This is a genomic window from Nitrospina gracilis 3/211 (assembly GCF_000341545.2).
Lineage (GTDB): Bacteria > Nitrospinota > Nitrospinia > Nitrospinales > Nitrospinaceae > Nitrospina > Nitrospina gracilis.
Map to the genome: position 1 here is coordinate 2,184,435 of NZ_HG422173.1, position 13,373 is coordinate 2,197,807.

The 13,373-nt window shown below is 53.2% G+C and carries 15 protein-coding genes; 10 read left to right on the forward strand and 5 right to left on the reverse strand.

Going from position 1 to position 13,373, the window contains the following annotated elements:
* Window positions 1–189 precede the first annotated feature (189 nt).
* Window positions 190–1,494 carry an adenosylhomocysteinase gene (gene ahcY / locus TX82_RS10355; protein WP_005010146.1) on the reverse strand — a complete coding sequence of 435 codons (1,305 nt, stop codon included), beginning with the start codon at window positions 1,492–1,494 and terminating at the stop codon, window positions 190–192.
* A 204-nt stretch (window positions 1,495–1,698) separates the two neighbouring features.
* On the opposite strand from ahcY, the gene TX82_RS10360 reads away from it, so the two are divergent.
* The 3 genes from TX82_RS10360 (at window position 1,699) to TX82_RS10370 (ending at window position 2,662) form a co-directional block, all read left to right on the forward strand.
* Complete coding sequence (locus TX82_RS10360; protein ID WP_005010147.1) at window positions 1,699–1,977, forward strand: septation protein SpoVG family protein; 279 nt, start codon at window positions 1,699–1,701, stop codon at window positions 1,975–1,977.
* Window positions 1,978–2,277 (forward strand): hypothetical protein, encoded by a 300-nt coding sequence (locus TX82_RS10365; RefSeq protein WP_005010149.1) that lies wholly within the window; start codon window positions 1,978–1,980, stop codon window positions 2,275–2,277.
* A gap of 82 nt (window positions 2,278–2,359) precedes the next feature.
* Window positions 2,360–2,662: a hypothetical protein gene (locus tag TX82_RS10370; protein ID WP_005010151.1), complete on the forward strand. Its 303-nt coding sequence runs from the start codon at window positions 2,360–2,362 to the stop codon at window positions 2,660–2,662.
* A gap of 507 nt (window positions 2,663–3,169) precedes the next feature.
* On the opposite strand, the gene TX82_RS10380 is transcribed toward TX82_RS10370, so the two are convergent.
* Window positions 3,170–6,004 (reverse strand): sigma 54-interacting transcriptional regulator, encoded by a 2,835-nt coding sequence (locus TX82_RS10380; RefSeq protein ID WP_005010153.1) that lies wholly within the window; start codon window positions 6,002–6,004, stop codon window positions 3,170–3,172.
* A gap of 251 nt (window positions 6,005–6,255) precedes the next feature.
* On the opposite strand from TX82_RS10380, the gene flgB reads away from it, so the two are divergent.
* The 3 genes from flgB (at window position 6,256) to TX82_RS10395 (ending at window position 7,731) form a co-directional block, all read left to right on the forward strand.
* The gene (gene flgB / locus TX82_RS10385) at window positions 6,256–6,681 is read left to right on the forward strand and encodes a flagellar basal body rod protein FlgB (RefSeq protein WP_005010154.1); all 426 of its coding nucleotides are present in this window, start codon (window positions 6,256–6,258) and stop codon (window positions 6,679–6,681) included.
* An 80-nt stretch (window positions 6,682–6,761) separates the two neighbouring features.
* Window positions 6,762–7,082, forward strand: coding sequence for a flagellar hook-basal body complex protein FliE (gene fliE, locus TX82_RS10390; RefSeq protein ID WP_005010155.1), 321 nt, complete (start codon window positions 6,762–6,764; stop codon window positions 7,080–7,082).
* A gap of 190 nt (window positions 7,083–7,272) precedes the next feature.
* Window positions 7,273–7,731 (forward strand): hypothetical protein, encoded by a 459-nt coding sequence (locus TX82_RS10395; RefSeq protein WP_005010158.1) that lies wholly within the window; start codon window positions 7,273–7,275, stop codon window positions 7,729–7,731.
* A gap of 36 nt (window positions 7,732–7,767) precedes the next feature.
* On the opposite strand, the gene TX82_RS15305 is transcribed toward TX82_RS10395, so the two are convergent.
* A complete protein-coding gene (locus TX82_RS15305) occupies window positions 7,768–8,574 on the reverse strand; it encodes a sulfurtransferase (RefSeq protein ID WP_052338250.1) in 807 nt (268 codons plus the stop codon).
* A 371-nt stretch (window positions 8,575–8,945) separates the two neighbouring features.
* Here TX82_RS15305 and TX82_RS10405 point away from each other — a divergent pair, with 371 nt between their 5' ends.
* The 3 genes from TX82_RS10405 (at window position 8,946) to TX82_RS10410 (ending at window position 10,950) form a co-directional block, all read left to right on the forward strand.
* Window positions 8,946–9,767, forward strand: coding sequence for a hypothetical protein (locus TX82_RS10405; protein ID WP_005010163.1), 822 nt, complete (start codon window positions 8,946–8,948; stop codon window positions 9,765–9,767).
* A gap of 84 nt (window positions 9,768–9,851) precedes the next feature.
* Window positions 9,852–10,172: a LapA family protein gene (locus tag TX82_RS15310; protein ID WP_005010165.1), complete on the forward strand. Its 321-nt coding sequence runs from the start codon at window positions 9,852–9,854 to the stop codon at window positions 10,170–10,172.
* A 16-nt stretch (window positions 10,173–10,188) separates the two neighbouring features.
* The gene (locus TX82_RS10410; RefSeq protein ID WP_005010167.1) at window positions 10,189–10,950 is read left to right on the forward strand and encodes a phytanoyl-CoA dioxygenase family protein; all 762 of its coding nucleotides are present in this window, start codon (window positions 10,189–10,191) and stop codon (window positions 10,948–10,950) included.
* Here the strand turns inward: TX82_RS10410 and TX82_RS10415 are convergent.
* Together TX82_RS10415 and TX82_RS10420 are read right to left on the reverse strand one after the other, a co-directional pair.
* Window positions 10,947–12,008 (reverse strand): agmatine deiminase family protein, encoded by a 1,062-nt coding sequence (locus TX82_RS10415; RefSeq protein WP_005010170.1) that lies wholly within the window; start codon window positions 12,006–12,008, stop codon window positions 10,947–10,949. The two genes, TX82_RS10410 and TX82_RS10415, sit on opposite strands and share 4 nt — an antisense overlap.
* The gene (locus TX82_RS10420) at window positions 11,998–12,888 is read right to left on the reverse strand and encodes a carbon-nitrogen hydrolase (protein ID WP_005010173.1); all 891 of its coding nucleotides are present in this window, start codon (window positions 12,886–12,888) and stop codon (window positions 11,998–12,000) included. The genes TX82_RS10415 and TX82_RS10420 overlap by 11 nt, the downstream gene beginning before the upstream one ends.
* 115 nt (window positions 12,889–13,003) lie before the next feature.
* Here TX82_RS10420 and TX82_RS10425 point away from each other — a divergent pair, with 115 nt between their 5' ends.
* Window positions 13,004–13,366, forward strand: a complete 363-nt coding sequence (locus TX82_RS10425) for a hypothetical protein (RefSeq protein WP_005010175.1) — start codon at window positions 13,004–13,006, stop codon at window positions 13,364–13,366.
* The last annotated feature ends 7 nt before the right edge of the window (window positions 13,367–13,373 follow it).

A 13,373-nucleotide genomic window follows, 5' to 3' on the forward strand; every position in this document is an offset into this window, starting at 1 on the left:
GTTCGGTCTTGGATGCCGCATTTATTTGGTGGATGGCAATACCCATTACTGGCCCCCCCGCAAATGGATAGAAGAAGCCATTCGTAAAAGAAGAGATTCCCGTTAAACAGGGAAAGAGGAAACGTAATCAAGAAATAAAAAACGGCGTCCCGGTTTGGGACGCCGTTTCTATTTGGAACTCTGTAATGCTCAGTAGCGGTAATGATCCGGCTTGTACGGACCCTCTACCGGGATGCCCAGGTAGTCCGCCTGCTTCTGCGTCAGCCGGGTCATTTTGACCCCAAGCTTTTCGAGGTGCAGACGCGCCACTTCCTCGTCCAGATGTTTGGGCAGGGTGTACACGCCCAGCTCGTATTTTTTCTGGTACAGCTCGATCTGCGCCAGCACCTGGTTGGTGAAGGATGCGGACATGACGAAGGACGGATGCCCCGTCGCGCAACCCAGGTTCACCAGCCGGCCCTCGGCAAGAAGAACAATGCAATGTCCGTCCGGGAAGGTGTACTTGTCCACCTGCGGCTTGATCTCTTCCTTCTTGATGCCTTTGTAGTTGTTCAACTCGTCCACCTGGATTTCACAATCGAAGTGACCGATGTTGCACACGATGGCCGTGTCTTTCATCTTCTCCATGTGGTCGATGCGGATGATGTCCTCACAACCGGTGGTGGTGACGTAGATGTCCGCTTCCGGCAGAGCGTCTTCCATGGTGGTCACTTCGAAACCTTCCATCGCCGCCTGCAGGGCGCAGATGGGATCGATTTCCGTGACGAGCACGCGGGCGCCGTAGGCGCGCATGGACTGCGCACAGCCCTTGCCGACATCGCCGTAACCCGCAACGACGACCACCTTGCCCGCGACCATGATATCCGTCGCGCGTTTGATGCCGTCAGCCAGGGACTCGCGGCAGCCGTACAGGTTGTCGAACTTGGATTTGGTTACGGAGTCGTTGACATTGATGGCCGGCGATTTCAGCGTGCCGTCCTTAAGCATTTTGTAGAGCTTGTGAACGCCCGTCGTCGTCTCCTCGGAGATGCCCTTGATGTTCGGCAGAAGTTCCGGATGTTTTTCGTGAACGTAACCCGTCAGGTCGCCGCCATCATCGAGGATCATGTTGGGACCTTCGTCGAACAGCAGGGTCTGGGCGGTACACCACCAGTATTCCTCCTCCGTCTCCCCCTTCCAGGCGAAAACGGGAATGCCGGCCTTGGCGATGGCCGCGGCGGCGTGGTCCTGCGTGGAGAAAATATTACAGGAGGCCCAGCGGATCTCAGCCCCCAGCTCGACCAGCGTTTCAATCAGAACCGCCGTCTGAATGGTCATGTGCAGGGACCCTGCAATCCGAGCTCCTTTCAGGGGTTTGTCTTTGCCGTATTTTTCGCGGAGGGCCATCAATCCCGGCATTTCTTTTTCGGCGAGAATGATTTCGCGCCGACCCCAATCGGCCAGGGAGAGGTCTTTTACTTTATAGTTTTCCGCGTCAACCACTGTGGAACTCATGTATAACTCCTTGATAGTTTATGAATAGTTTGAAAAGGACTTAAAATCGAAATCGAGATAAACGGCGTCATGCCGTGAATACGGAGTGCACCGAAGCTCGTAAAAAGCAGATTTGTAGGTATTTAGAAGAAAAGCGGTGCGTCAATAGGTGCCATATTGTAACAAAACGAACCGGCGAGATCAAATCGCCACAGGAAAAATCCGATGACCATCACCAAAACGACTATCTATCCGTTCGAACCCGGCGCGCCGTACAATGATTTAAAAGCCTACGCGGAGGTGACGTTGGAAGGCGTGCTGACCATAAAGGGTATTCAGGTTTACAGGAAAGCGAACGGCGCAATGTACATCCGCCTGCCCAGCCAGTTGGGAAAGAACGGCGAGTACAAGGACCTCGTCATCGCGGAAACCCCCGACTTCCAGAAACACCTCCGCGACACCATCGTCGCGGCGTTTAAGGAACAGATGGTGGAAGGGATTTAAATGAATATCTCGGTTAATGGATGGTTCAAAATATTGGGCGGTGTGCTAGTTATTAAAAGTTTATCGGGTTTTTATTTTTTGTTTCATAAAAACTCCGTGCCCGCTTTATTGGTTACATTTGGATGGGTTTTCGAAGTTTTATCCCTGGCCCTTGGAGTTTCTTTTGTATTGTTAAAGTTTGTAGAGATTACAGATGTAGTACGAAAAAACGTCGTTTTTGCGTTGCTGATTACTTTAATAACGCTTTTTATTTTTAAATCCTTTTACAAATATGGTCTGAGTCCAATGGGAGTATTTTGAATTATCTTTAGTCTAGCGGGTTTGATTATAGGTATTTCAGGTCGAGTTAATTTAAGTAGGCAAGATAAGTCTGGGGGAGGGCATGGAAATAAAGATTAAAGATTTGGAAAAAGTAACCAATGTTTTACTTAAACACTTAAGAAAAAGAAAAATAAAAACGATCAAAGTCGAGCATGATTTCTATTGGGATTTTTTGCCAGGGGAAAGGTATGAAATTTTGAAAAACCCTTCCAAATTGGGAGCGGGTCAGTTGACCGACGATTGGGATAATTTGTCTGACTTGCTTACCGGCGAAAAAGATCCATTGCTTTATGATTTTGTGTGGTTGGCTTCCATTTTGAATTACATTGGGGAAACCATGTATGAAATGGAAGGGATCGAATGAATTTCTCCGAATATTGAATGAGTTTCTTTATGGCCAGTTACGGGGATTTGTTGATATTGATTGGTGCGATAATAGTGGGTTTGAGGATCGCTTTTTATCAATTTCTAAAAAGCAGATATCCGGAAGTCTGGCAAGTCCACAAGCCTGTATTGGGATTCATTGACTCTTCAGTCATTGATTCGAAATCTAATGAATCCATTCGGGGAGGGAAATATTATAAGAAATTAAATGATTCCACGATCTCTAGAATCGGAGATTTGACGAATCTTTTGACCGTGGTTTTTCTCTGGTTGTTTGGATTGTTTCTGATTTGGGTATTTATCTTTCCATTAATTAAAATCATCCATTGATCTTAAGAGGAGGATCAGGTTCGTGATCACGCAGGCTGTGCCACAGATCCTGTCGTTTTAATCAGTATAGATTCTTCGCTTCGCTCAGAATGACAACTCAGGCCCAGCCGGGTATCTGTGTTCATCTGTGTGCATCGGTGATTAAAAGCTCTTTCCCTCAATTCGTGGAAATTTTCACCGTCTTGTACAAGAAATTTTTGAAGCTCATGAACTTCTTGCTTTCTTCCGAGTCGGTGCGGAATCGGTCACTGCACACGCCCAGCTTCACCGCCAGCCCCGGCAGGTTGGTCTGATACTTGGTCTTCGCCGTTTCGATCACCGTCTTCACCGTGTCCCGCGTCATCTGCTTGGTCTTGAACGGCTCATAAATGTGAGTCCAGAAGTTGCCGCGTTCTGCTTCGATCTCCTCCAGCAGGTTCGTCACCCGTCCCACCGGCGCGGCATCGAACGCCGCCGTCTCCACCATGTTCTCCTGATCGCCCGCAGACAGATGATCGCGGGTGATGACGCCGCTTTTATTGAACATCAGCGCGCGCAATAAAATGTTTTTCAGCTCGCGCACGTTGCCGCGGTAACTGCGGTGCTTCAAATATTCCAACGCGTCGGGAGCCAGCATCGGCGGCGGGCCGGTCTGATCGCCTCCTTTATACGTCGTGTACAGGCGGCCGAGGAAATGCGTCGCCAGGTCCGGAATGTCTTCGCGCCGGTCGTTGAGCGACGGAATCCGGAAGCTGAGCGCATTGAGACGATGAAACAGATCCTCGCGGAAACGTCCTGCTTCGATTTCCTTCAACAGGTTCTTGTTGGTTGCGGCGATGAGGAAGATGCGCGAATAGCACGGCTGGTTCTCGCCGAGGCGCACGAAAACGCCGGTGTCGAGAAAGCGCAGCAACTGCACCTGTGTTTTGGGATCGATGTCGCCGATCTCGTCCAGAAACACGATACCGCCGTTGGCTTCTTCCAGAATGCCCTGCCGGTTGGAGTCGGCGCTGGTGAACGCGCCTTTCTTGTGGCCGAACAGTTCGCTGTAGGTCAGCTCGCCACTGTAGGCGGCGATGTTGGTTTTGCGGAGCGGCAGTTCGAAGTCGGGCCGCTTCTTCTGCCGGAACGTTTCCGACACGCGCGAATAAATGTTGTTGAAGAAAAATTCCTTGCCCGCGCCGGTTTCCCCCGTAATCAATAAAGAAGGCAGTCCCATGAAAGCTTCCGTCTGGGGCGACCGTTCCCAGTTCAGCATGCGGTTGCAGATGGAGTCCACCACCACGTCGATCTGTTTGACCAGCGTGTGGATTTTTTTACTTCGTCCGATGACGTTGCCCAGGTAGTACGACGACACGTTCGGGTCGCGGTACTCGATTTCGTGTTTGAGCACCGTCATGTCCTTGCGGAGCGCTTCCATCTGTGCCAGGTGATTCACCTTCTGGCTGATGAGGCTGGCGATGATCTGCAGGATCTTTTTGTGTTCGTCGGTGAAGTAGTTGAGGCGGAAGCTGTCCTGGTTGAGCACGCCCAGCACCTGGTTCTGGTAAATGATCGGAACCGCAAGCTCCGAGCGGATGTCCGGCGACAGGTTTTTGTAGAACCCTTGTGTGTGTTTGTGGTTATTGACATCGTTGACTAGTACCGGCCGCGCCGTGTGCGCGCAATACCCGTTCATCGACTTCTGGTCGGGCGGTAGATCGTTGCCGCCGACGGGGAGCGGCAGGATTTTGTTTTTCTTCCAGCCGCGCGACTTCGCGCCGATCAGGTCGCCGTTTTCATCTTCGACCAGCAACCACGGTTTGCCGTCAATCACCTGCAGGATGGCGATGGTGCCGCAGTCCGCGCCGATCAGTTCCGAGGTTTTGGCGAGGATGCTGTCGAGGAATCCCTGCAGGGAGGTGTCGGTGTCCGACAGCAATTCTTCGATCTCGCTCAGCACCTGGATTTCGATATGCGTAGGGCTTTCCTCGAGGATGATGGTCTCCACCATCGAGGCGTGTTCCTGCAGAAGGGTTTTCTCGAACGGAGTGAATTCGTACGGCTCCCCCGTGTAATAGTTGACCGCGCAGATGAAGCGCCCGGTTTTCTTGTCGTACTTCGGCACCTGGTAGAGCGACACCAGGTTGATCTCGCTTGCGATCTCCTTGCGCGGGAACTGCTCCTCCATCACGTTGGCGTGATACACCGAACCCTGGTTGGGGTCGTTCATCACCAGGCCTTTTTTATCCTTGTATTTCACGATGCGGTTGATGAGGTGGCGACCCTCCAGCACGTGGATCTGGTCGCGGGTGTTGTAGATGTCCGCGTGCTCGATGTTTTTGGAATAGACCGCGAGAATTTCGACGATGTCCGCGGTCTTCGCGCCGCGGGGTTTTAAATTCTGTTCCGTCGCCGGCACCAGCACCGAGGCGAGCGTGAGTTTTTCGATCAGGTTGACAGCGGAACGCATCATCATCCACGCGCCTTCCTTTTTGCGCGCCGTGTCGAGGTATTTGGAAAACGAGATGTTCTGGTGAAACCGCTTGGCGCGTTCCACAACGAAACTGTTGTCTGCGATGAAGGCAGTTATCTGCTCGATCTGCTTCTGCGTTAAAAACTCACCTTCCTTGTTCCAGTCGAGGTTGATGGTGCCGATGGGGCGCATCTGGTAGGTGATGGGGAACACCGCCGTGGACTGGATGCCGGAAAGCGTCTCGTAGGGATTGCGAAAGTTGGCGACGCCGCCCGGATGGGTCCACGATGCGACCACCGCGTTTTCATAAAACGATTTGGAAGTGATCGACTCCTTGGGCGAGATGTACTTGGTGATGCGGTGGCGGTCCGGGTGGCTTTCATTGGAGACGTAGTGGCAGATCAGCATGCCCTCATACAGGTCTTCCAGGTACACTCGTACCGAGTCGCATTGAAAGGCGCTTTTCAGGCCTCCGGCCATCACGTGCAGGATGTCGGACAGGTTTTCCTTCTGGAACCCCTTGAGCCGGGTGGTAAGGTCGTTCAAATTCTGGGACATAAACAGACGTTCCAAATGAGTAATAAATTTACACACATTATACATGAGGAGGGAGGCGGCCGAAACGTCAGGTTTTTCAACATTCCCGGCAGAAATTTCCCCCAAAGCGCCAAAATTCCCGTTACTTGGCCGGAATTTCCCTAACGGCGTGATGTCGTGAATTTAAAAAACCCTTTTAAAAGTAATGATTTATGGGTTTTGGGTCGCATGGCACCGGTTTTGCTAGTAATAAAGACAAAGGAGTGTGATTTATGCTGATCGACCGCTTATTGTTTTCAGACCATGTGCCGCTACTGATGAGTAAGTCGCTGGATTTCCAGTCCCAGCGGCAACTGCTCGTGTCCAGTAATATCAGCAACATGGACACCCCCGGCTACAAAGCCAAGGACATTGATTTCAAAAGCGCTTTGCAGGATGCACTGGGTTCTTCCGGCGGGCTCAACCTGAAAAAGACACAGTCCGGCCACATGGGTCCGGATATGGATACCCTGCGTCGGCTCCAGCCGCAGGTGCACGAGGAACCGGACGCGGCCCGTTCTAATGGCAATAACGTCAATGTGGACAAGGAAATGACCAAGCTGGCGGAAACCCAGATTGCGTATTCTGCCACGGTGCAATTGATGAGCAAACGCGGCTCCATCATCCGTTCCGCCATCCGCGAAAACACGCAGGCCTGACGCCTCCGGGACGGGTGAATAAGCATTGACAAACCAGCAGGATAAGCATAACTTGGAAAGAGGATTTCCGGAGTTAAGAGATGGATGACAACACCCTCAAAACCAATCTGAAGACGGTTCTCGGTCCGGGGCTCAACCCGGCGCAGGGCAAGGGTGCGCCACAGAAGATCGATCCCAACGCGCCGTCATTCAAAGAAACGTTGTCCGAATCCATCAAACAGGTGGACAACCTGCAGAAGGAAGCCGACCAGGCGATCGAAAAGCTCGTGTCTGGGGAATCCCAGAACGTCCATGGTGCCATGCTGGCCGTCAGCAAGGCCGACATCGCATTCCAGATGACCATGCAGGTGCGCAACAAAATGGTGGAAGCCTACCAGGAAGTGATGCGCATGCAGGTCTGACAGCCCCTTTGAATGAGTATCTGAATGGTATCCTGCCGTGCTTTCGGCGGGATTTTTTTTTTTGCCTGCGGCCTGGCGGGTTTGTGCGTTGACAAGGGTGGGCGATTGGGGGATATTTAGAGGATAATTGAGCAAAACACGGTCGGCAGGACTGTTTTGCAATCGTGAGCGAATCCTTTTGGGGGTCAGTATGAAGCGCCTCGTCAACAAGACATTTTCCATGGTCATGGTAGCGGCGGTTTTGGGAATGGTTTCTTTTACGCCTGTTTGGGCGCAATCAGGAGGTCACGCAAGCGTCGGCCTGGGGCATGGAGAGGAAGGTTACCTGCACCTGCAGGAGATGATCAAGCACCTCGAGTTCAGTCTGAAGATGGACGACGCCTCCCAGCAGGTGAAAACACATGCGCCGGAAGCGTTGAAGCATGCTCAGGAAGCTCTGCGGCATTACAACGAAGCCCTGGTGCACGCATCGGAATCCTTGGGACGCCCGGCCCGCAACCCCATGATGGGCGGGGGTTCCCAGCATGAGCATGAAGGCTCCGACCATTCGCACGAAGAAGGGTCGCAAATGGGCCCCCCGATGGGAAATCCCTACAGCGGCCCGCCCATGGGATACCCCGAAGGCTCGATGCCCGAAGGCTCACACTGATCGATCTGGTAAGGGAACGGCGCTCCTTCGGGAGCGTCAGGACTCCACCGGCAATTGGGGGTTGCGGCTCCAGTCCCACCACGAGCCATCGTAATTGCGCACATTGTAGCCCAGGCAGCGGAAAACAAAGTAGGCCATTCCCGAGCGCACCCCTCCGGTGCAGTAGACCACAACCTCTTTGTCCTTCGTGATCTTCCATTTGGCCAAAAGGGATTCCAAAGTATCCAAAGGCTTCAACCGGCCCCGTGCGTCGTAAAACTCCCGCCAATCGATATGAACCGCACCCGGAATGTGTCCCCCGCGGGACGACCCGTAGGGCGTTGCCCCGTTGTATTCATTTTGTTCGCGGTTATCGATCAAAGCCAGATTCGGCGAGTGGAGCCGGTCGGCGATCCATTTCTGATCGGCGTATACGTCCCAATTGAACTGGATGTCCTGGGCTTTCAGGTTCGATGCTGCAGGGGAGGGGGCGGGTCCGCGTTCCAATGGCAAGCCTTGGTTTTCCCATGAATCCACGCCGCCTTCCAGCAGTGCGGTTCGGGTGAACCCGTAAAACTCCAGCATCCAGAAAAAGCGACCGTCGGTGCGCCATTTGTCTTCGGGATCACCATATAGGACAAGGGTTTTCTCCCGGTCCACCCCCATGGCTTTCAGTTTTCGGGCAATGGTGGCAGTATCCTGGTCGATGAAGCCGGGGACACCGTCCCGGCGAACGGAATAATCCTGCCAGTCGCCGGTGGGCTGGGCACCCGGAATGTGTCCCAGCAAATAGCGCCAGGTGGAACGGGTGTCGAGCAGCACGACTTCATTTTGAGGCAGGGCGCGAAACTCTTTTATGGTCAAAAGAGGCGCAAAACCATCAGCCGCCCAGGCTGTCGCCGAAGCCCCGCAAATCAGCCAGATAGCAAGGGCGGGGAAGACGGCGAGGGCCTTTATTTTCCTTGACAAAAAGTCTTTTAGACTTGTAATATCATGCTTCATTTTTTGTGAAACAGCCTTTCATGCTCCGGATAAGCAAGCGTTAGGATCACCAGCCTCTTTCACCATTGTATCTGTTTATGTTTTGGAACGACAATCGTTTTGTGAAGTGAGAGGGGACTGTCCGGGGCGGTCGATCCAATAATTTGACCCCCAGAATACCGGACCTGCCGGCTGGATGCGACCGAAGGACACAATACAGAAAAGTTCAATAAGACCGTTATTTTGGAGGATCAATGGCCACGAATGATCAGGATAGCAACCGGGATAACCCGTCCGGTGGGCAGAGCCCCGAGGATCGTCTTGAAAAAATAAAGCAGGAGGAAAAGGAAGACGCGAGCTCTTTTTACGCCCAGGGCGATAAGGAAGAGGAGGGCAACGCGGCGGATGATTTCGAGAAACCCGTGCCTCCGGTCGATCCCGAGAAAGAGGAAATGAGCCTGCTCAAGGCCGTTGCTTTTCTGGGTTTTGGAATGGCGGCCCTGGCCATCATTTTCATCCTGTTTTTCATTCGCGATCTGGGCAACAAGGTGGGTGACGTCGATGCCGCCGTCCATACCCTTGAGCAGAAATTTGGACCTCTCCGGCAGGAAGTGGACGAACAACTTTCCAAGGTCAATGCGGATGTCACCGACCTCAAAACCCGTTTCGGTACCTATGAGCGGCAGGTAGTGGTGACCGAGCTCAAACGCGCGCTGGTTTCCATCCAGGGAATTACCGGTAACGCTCCGGCTGATGTTCAGAACAAATCCGGTCAGGTGGTTGCCAGCATTGAAAGCCTCCTGCAGGAACTGGAAGGCAACAACACCGGTGCACCCATGGCTCCCATGACCAATTCGGCTCCGCAACCGGAGACCGCTCCCGCACCGGCTGTGGAGGAGACCACCGAAAGCGGGTCGGCTGAGGAAACGGTGGCGGCTTCCGAAGAAACGGCACCTGTTGGCCAGATTGAACTCGAGTCTGAATCTTCCGAGGAATCCAGCGATGATTCTGAAGAAGAAGCCTCCGAAGAAGGTGGTGAAGAGGAAGATGAGGATGAGTTCGCCGAAGATGAGTAGTATCCTGTAATCCAAAGCACGGCTTGGGGTCTCTTTGCCGGGCCCCAGGCCGTTTTTAATTTCCTTTCCTTTTCTCCGGACGCTATGCCTGCGATCAAGATAGTCATTTTCGTTTTGCTGGCATTGATCATTTCCATTTTTGCTGTCAAAAATCTTGATCTGGTGGAAGTGAGCTTTTATGATTTCGGGCTCAACTCCGTCAATGTCAAAGTTCCTCTTCTGATTGTCATTCTCGCCTCTCTGGGACTGGGGTTTCTGCTGGCCTGGGTTGAAGGTGTTTTTGCCAAAATGAAACTCAAGGCCACTATTCACAGCAAGCAGAAAACCATTGATTCCCTGAACCGGGAAATCGCGGAATTGAAATCGAAATCTCTTCCGGAACTCACGGAAAAAAACGACCCCTGATTGTCAACGAGGTAGTATGAGCAAGGTTTTGACTCCGCAACAGGTTGCGGACTTTAAACGGGATGGATACCTGTCCCTTCCGAACCCGTTTTCGGAATCGGTGCTCGACGACCTTCTTGACTGGACCTGCGAAGTTCAGAACTGGCCGGAAACACCAGGCCGGCACATGATGTACTTCGAGGACAGTCTCAAAGATCCGGGCCAGCGCATTCTGCAACGGGTCGAAAACCTGTATCCCTACCACGCCGGCTTTCGGGAGTTGTTCGACAGCGACGGGTTGAAAGGTGCGGTGGGAGATCTGTTTGGTGAATCCGCCATCCTGTTCAAGGACAAGATCAATTTCAAGCTACCCGGTGGAGACGGATTCAAATGGCACCAGGATCAACAGGCGGGCTGGTGGGATTATGCGGAAATTTTCATTACGGCGTTGATTTGTATCGACCCCATGACACCGGAGAACGGTCCGTTGCAGATTGCGGGCGGGCATCACTCTAAGGGGTTGATCGGGAAACAATGGGAACCGCTGACCGACGGACAGATGGAGGGGATGAAGTTTGAAACCCTGCCGCTTCAGCCCGGGGACATGGTGTTCTTTGATTCCTTCGCTCCGCACGGATCCGGGCCCAACCTGACTGACTTTCCCCGCCGGGTTCTTTACGTGACCTACAACAAGGTCTCCGCCGGAGACCACCGGGAAAGGTATTACGCGGACAAACGGAAAAGCTTCCCCCCCGACTGCGAGCGCGATCCCAACAAGGAATATAAATTCCGGGTTTAAATTTTGGTGGCGGGTTGCTGTTGTGTGACGCAGTGGATCGCACCCAGTCCCAGCACGAACTGACTGCAAACGATCGGGACCACCTTTCGGTCGGGAAACAGGTCTTTTAAAATTCCTTGGGCTTTCTTGTCGCTTGAGCCTCCAAAAACCGGTAACAGCACACTTCGGTTGCCAATATAAAAATTGGCGTGACTGGCAGGAAGGCGGTCGCCGCCAAACTCAATTCGTCGGGGCATGGGAAGGGGAATGGCTTCCAGCCTTTTTCCATCTTGATCAGTTGCGGTTTGAAGGGTTTCGTGATTTGCCGTCAAGCAGGTGTGATTGGGGTCTTCGGGACTGTCGTCATAAGCATAGACCACGGTGGTTTCATTGACGAAGCGCACCAGGTTGTCGATGTGTCCGTCGGTGTCGTCGCCTTCCAGATCCCCTTCGAACCACAGCACATGCGACGCGCCGAGGTATTCCTTTAAATACCGTTCCATTTCTTTCTGCGTCATTCCCGCGTTGCGGTTTTCATCCAGCAGGCAACGCCGGGTGGTGAGGCAGGTACCGCGTCCATTGACTTCAATGGCCCCGCCTTCCAATACGAGCCCGGGTTCGAATATGGGGATTCCGAGACGGCGTGTGATGTCCAAACCGGCACGGTCGTCGAGCTCCCATTCGTACTTGCCGCCCCAAGAGTTGAACTTCCACACATTGGCGGCGACATCACGCAGGCCGTTGTTCTCCCGTATTAGAAAGTTGGGACCGTAGTCACGGATCCACGAATCGTTTGTGGGCAGGCAATGAATTTGCACGTCTTTGCCCAGAACGTGGTGTTCCTTCATCCGTTTTTCTACGTAGATGCGGTTTTCGGGGTCCTTGACGAGAACGTGCACCGTTTCGCCTTCGATAAGGGCCGAAATCATTTGCAGGTACACGTCTTCAATGGGGCGCAGGTCGAGTCCGGGCCAGGTTTCCGGATTGTGCGGCCAGGTCAGCCAGGTGGCGGCGTGAGGTTCCCACTCCGCGGGCATGCGAAAACCGGACTGCGTCGGAGTGGGGGAATCAGCGGCCATTCGAATCGAGGTAGAGTCGGGTCAAGTTCTGGTAGGCGTCCACCCGCCGGTCCCGCAGAAAGGGCCAGCCCTGGCGGGTTTCTTCAATGAGAGCGAGGTCGCAGTCCACCACCAGCACTTCAGGGCATTCGTCAGAAGCCTGGGCCAGGACCTCGCCAAGCGGATCGCACACAAACGATCGGCCCCAGAACTGAATATTGTGTTCGCGGCCGACACGGTTCACCGCAACCGTGAACACGCCGTTGGCGATGGAATGCGATTTCTGGATCGTCTCCCAGGCGTTGGCCTGTTTGGGGGCGACCTCGGCATCGAAGTCCTGAAAACCGATGGCGGTGGGGTAGAACAGGAACTGCGCTCCTGACAGAGCCGTCAGCCGTGCGCCTTCAGGGAACCACTGGTCCCAGCAAATGAGCACGCCGATCTTCCCATAGCGGGTGTCGATAGCCTGAAAGCCGTTGTCACCGGGAGCGAAATAAAACTTTTCATAGAAGCCGGGGTCGTCCGGTATGTGCATTTTGCGGTAATGCCCGGCCACCGAACCGTCAGTGTCAAACACGATGGCGCTGTTGTGGTACAGTCCGGCAGAGCGTTTTTCGAACAGCGGCACGATGAGCACAATCGACAGCTCTTTGGCCAGCGGGCCCAGTGCCTTGGTGGAGGGACCGGGAATGGGTTCCGCCAGCCGAAACCGGTCGGCATCTTCTACCTGGCAGAAGTATTGTGAGCGGTAGAGCTCCTGCAAACAGACTATCTGCGCGCCTTTTTCGGCCGCCCTCCGGATGCCCTGGACAGCCTCCCGGAGGTTATCATCAGGATTCTGGCCGCAAGCCATCTGCACAAGGCCGACCTTGACGATTTCTGTCTTGGTATTTGTGCTCATAATTGATTAAAATTAAACTGGTTTTTCGTTTTGCTCTCCTCAGGGGAGTATAAGAAATGTTTCGCCTCACGGCAACGACTTTTGATCAACCCCAACAACTATCAGAATCTGAATCATGTGGGTCAAAAAGGCTTTTCGCGATTACTACAAACCCAAGCTGAAACGGGAACTCAAACGGGACCCCACCTCCGAAGAATGCGACCAGCGGTTCGAAGAGATTTACCAGCGGATCAACCTCACCCTGCTTGTGGGCGTGTATGAAGGGGTCTCGATTTATTTTTACGAGATCGCCAAATTCACCCTCGAAGAATTCAATGGCTTCCGGGACAACTGCGAGGCGTATCTGTTCGAGCGTTTCGGCGGCGGAAATTACAAGTTGAATTTTTACGAAGGCACGTCTTTCATCGTCACTGTTAATTTCAAGATCAAGGGAGAGTCCAAGTGGGAACACCTGCTTCCCGAAAATGCGAAGTCCTGACCCCCTT

Excerpts from the sequence above, each read along its gene's own strand:
- TX82_RS10410 (WP_005010167.1), top strand. The coding sequence starts at position 10,189 with ATGAGCAAGGTTTTGACTCCGCAACAGGTTGCGGACTTTAAACGGGAT.
- TX82_RS10370 (WP_005010151.1), top strand. The coding sequence starts at position 2,360 with ATGGAAATAAAGATTAAAGATTTGGAAAAAGTAACCAATGTTTTACTT.
- TX82_RS10415 (WP_005010170.1), bottom strand. The coding sequence starts at position 12,008 with ATGGCCGCTGATTCCCCCACTCCGACGCAGTCCGGTTTTCGCATGCCC.
- ahcY (WP_005010146.1), bottom strand. The coding sequence starts at position 1,494 with ATGAGTTCCACAGTGGTTGACGCGGAAAACTATAAAGTAAAAGACCTC.
- TX82_RS10380 (WP_005010153.1), bottom strand. The coding sequence starts at position 6,004 with ATGTCCCAGAATTTGAACGACCTTACCACCCGGCTCAAGGGGTTCCAG.
- TX82_RS10365 (WP_005010149.1), top strand. The coding sequence starts at position 1,978 with ATGAATATCTCGGTTAATGGATGGTTCAAAATATTGGGCGGTGTGCTA.
- TX82_RS10360 (WP_005010147.1), top strand. The coding sequence starts at position 1,699 with ATGACCATCACCAAAACGACTATCTATCCGTTCGAACCCGGCGCGCCG.
- TX82_RS10405 (WP_005010163.1), top strand. The coding sequence starts at position 8,946 with ATGGCCACGAATGATCAGGATAGCAACCGGGATAACCCGTCCGGTGGG.
- TX82_RS10420 (WP_005010173.1), bottom strand. The coding sequence starts at position 12,888 with ATGAGCACAAATACCAAGACAGAAATCGTCAAGGTCGGCCTTGTGCAG.
- flgB (WP_005010154.1), top strand. The coding sequence starts at position 6,256 with ATGCTGATCGACCGCTTATTGTTTTCAGACCATGTGCCGCTACTGATG.
- fliE (WP_005010155.1), top strand. The coding sequence starts at position 6,762 with ATGGATGACAACACCCTCAAAACCAATCTGAAGACGGTTCTCGGTCCG.
- TX82_RS10425 (WP_005010175.1), top strand. The coding sequence starts at position 13,004 with ATGTGGGTCAAAAAGGCTTTTCGCGATTACTACAAACCCAAGCTGAAA.
- TX82_RS10395 (WP_005010158.1), top strand. The coding sequence starts at position 7,273 with ATGAAGCGCCTCGTCAACAAGACATTTTCCATGGTCATGGTAGCGGCG.
- TX82_RS15310 (WP_005010165.1), top strand. The coding sequence starts at position 9,852 with ATGCCTGCGATCAAGATAGTCATTTTCGTTTTGCTGGCATTGATCATT.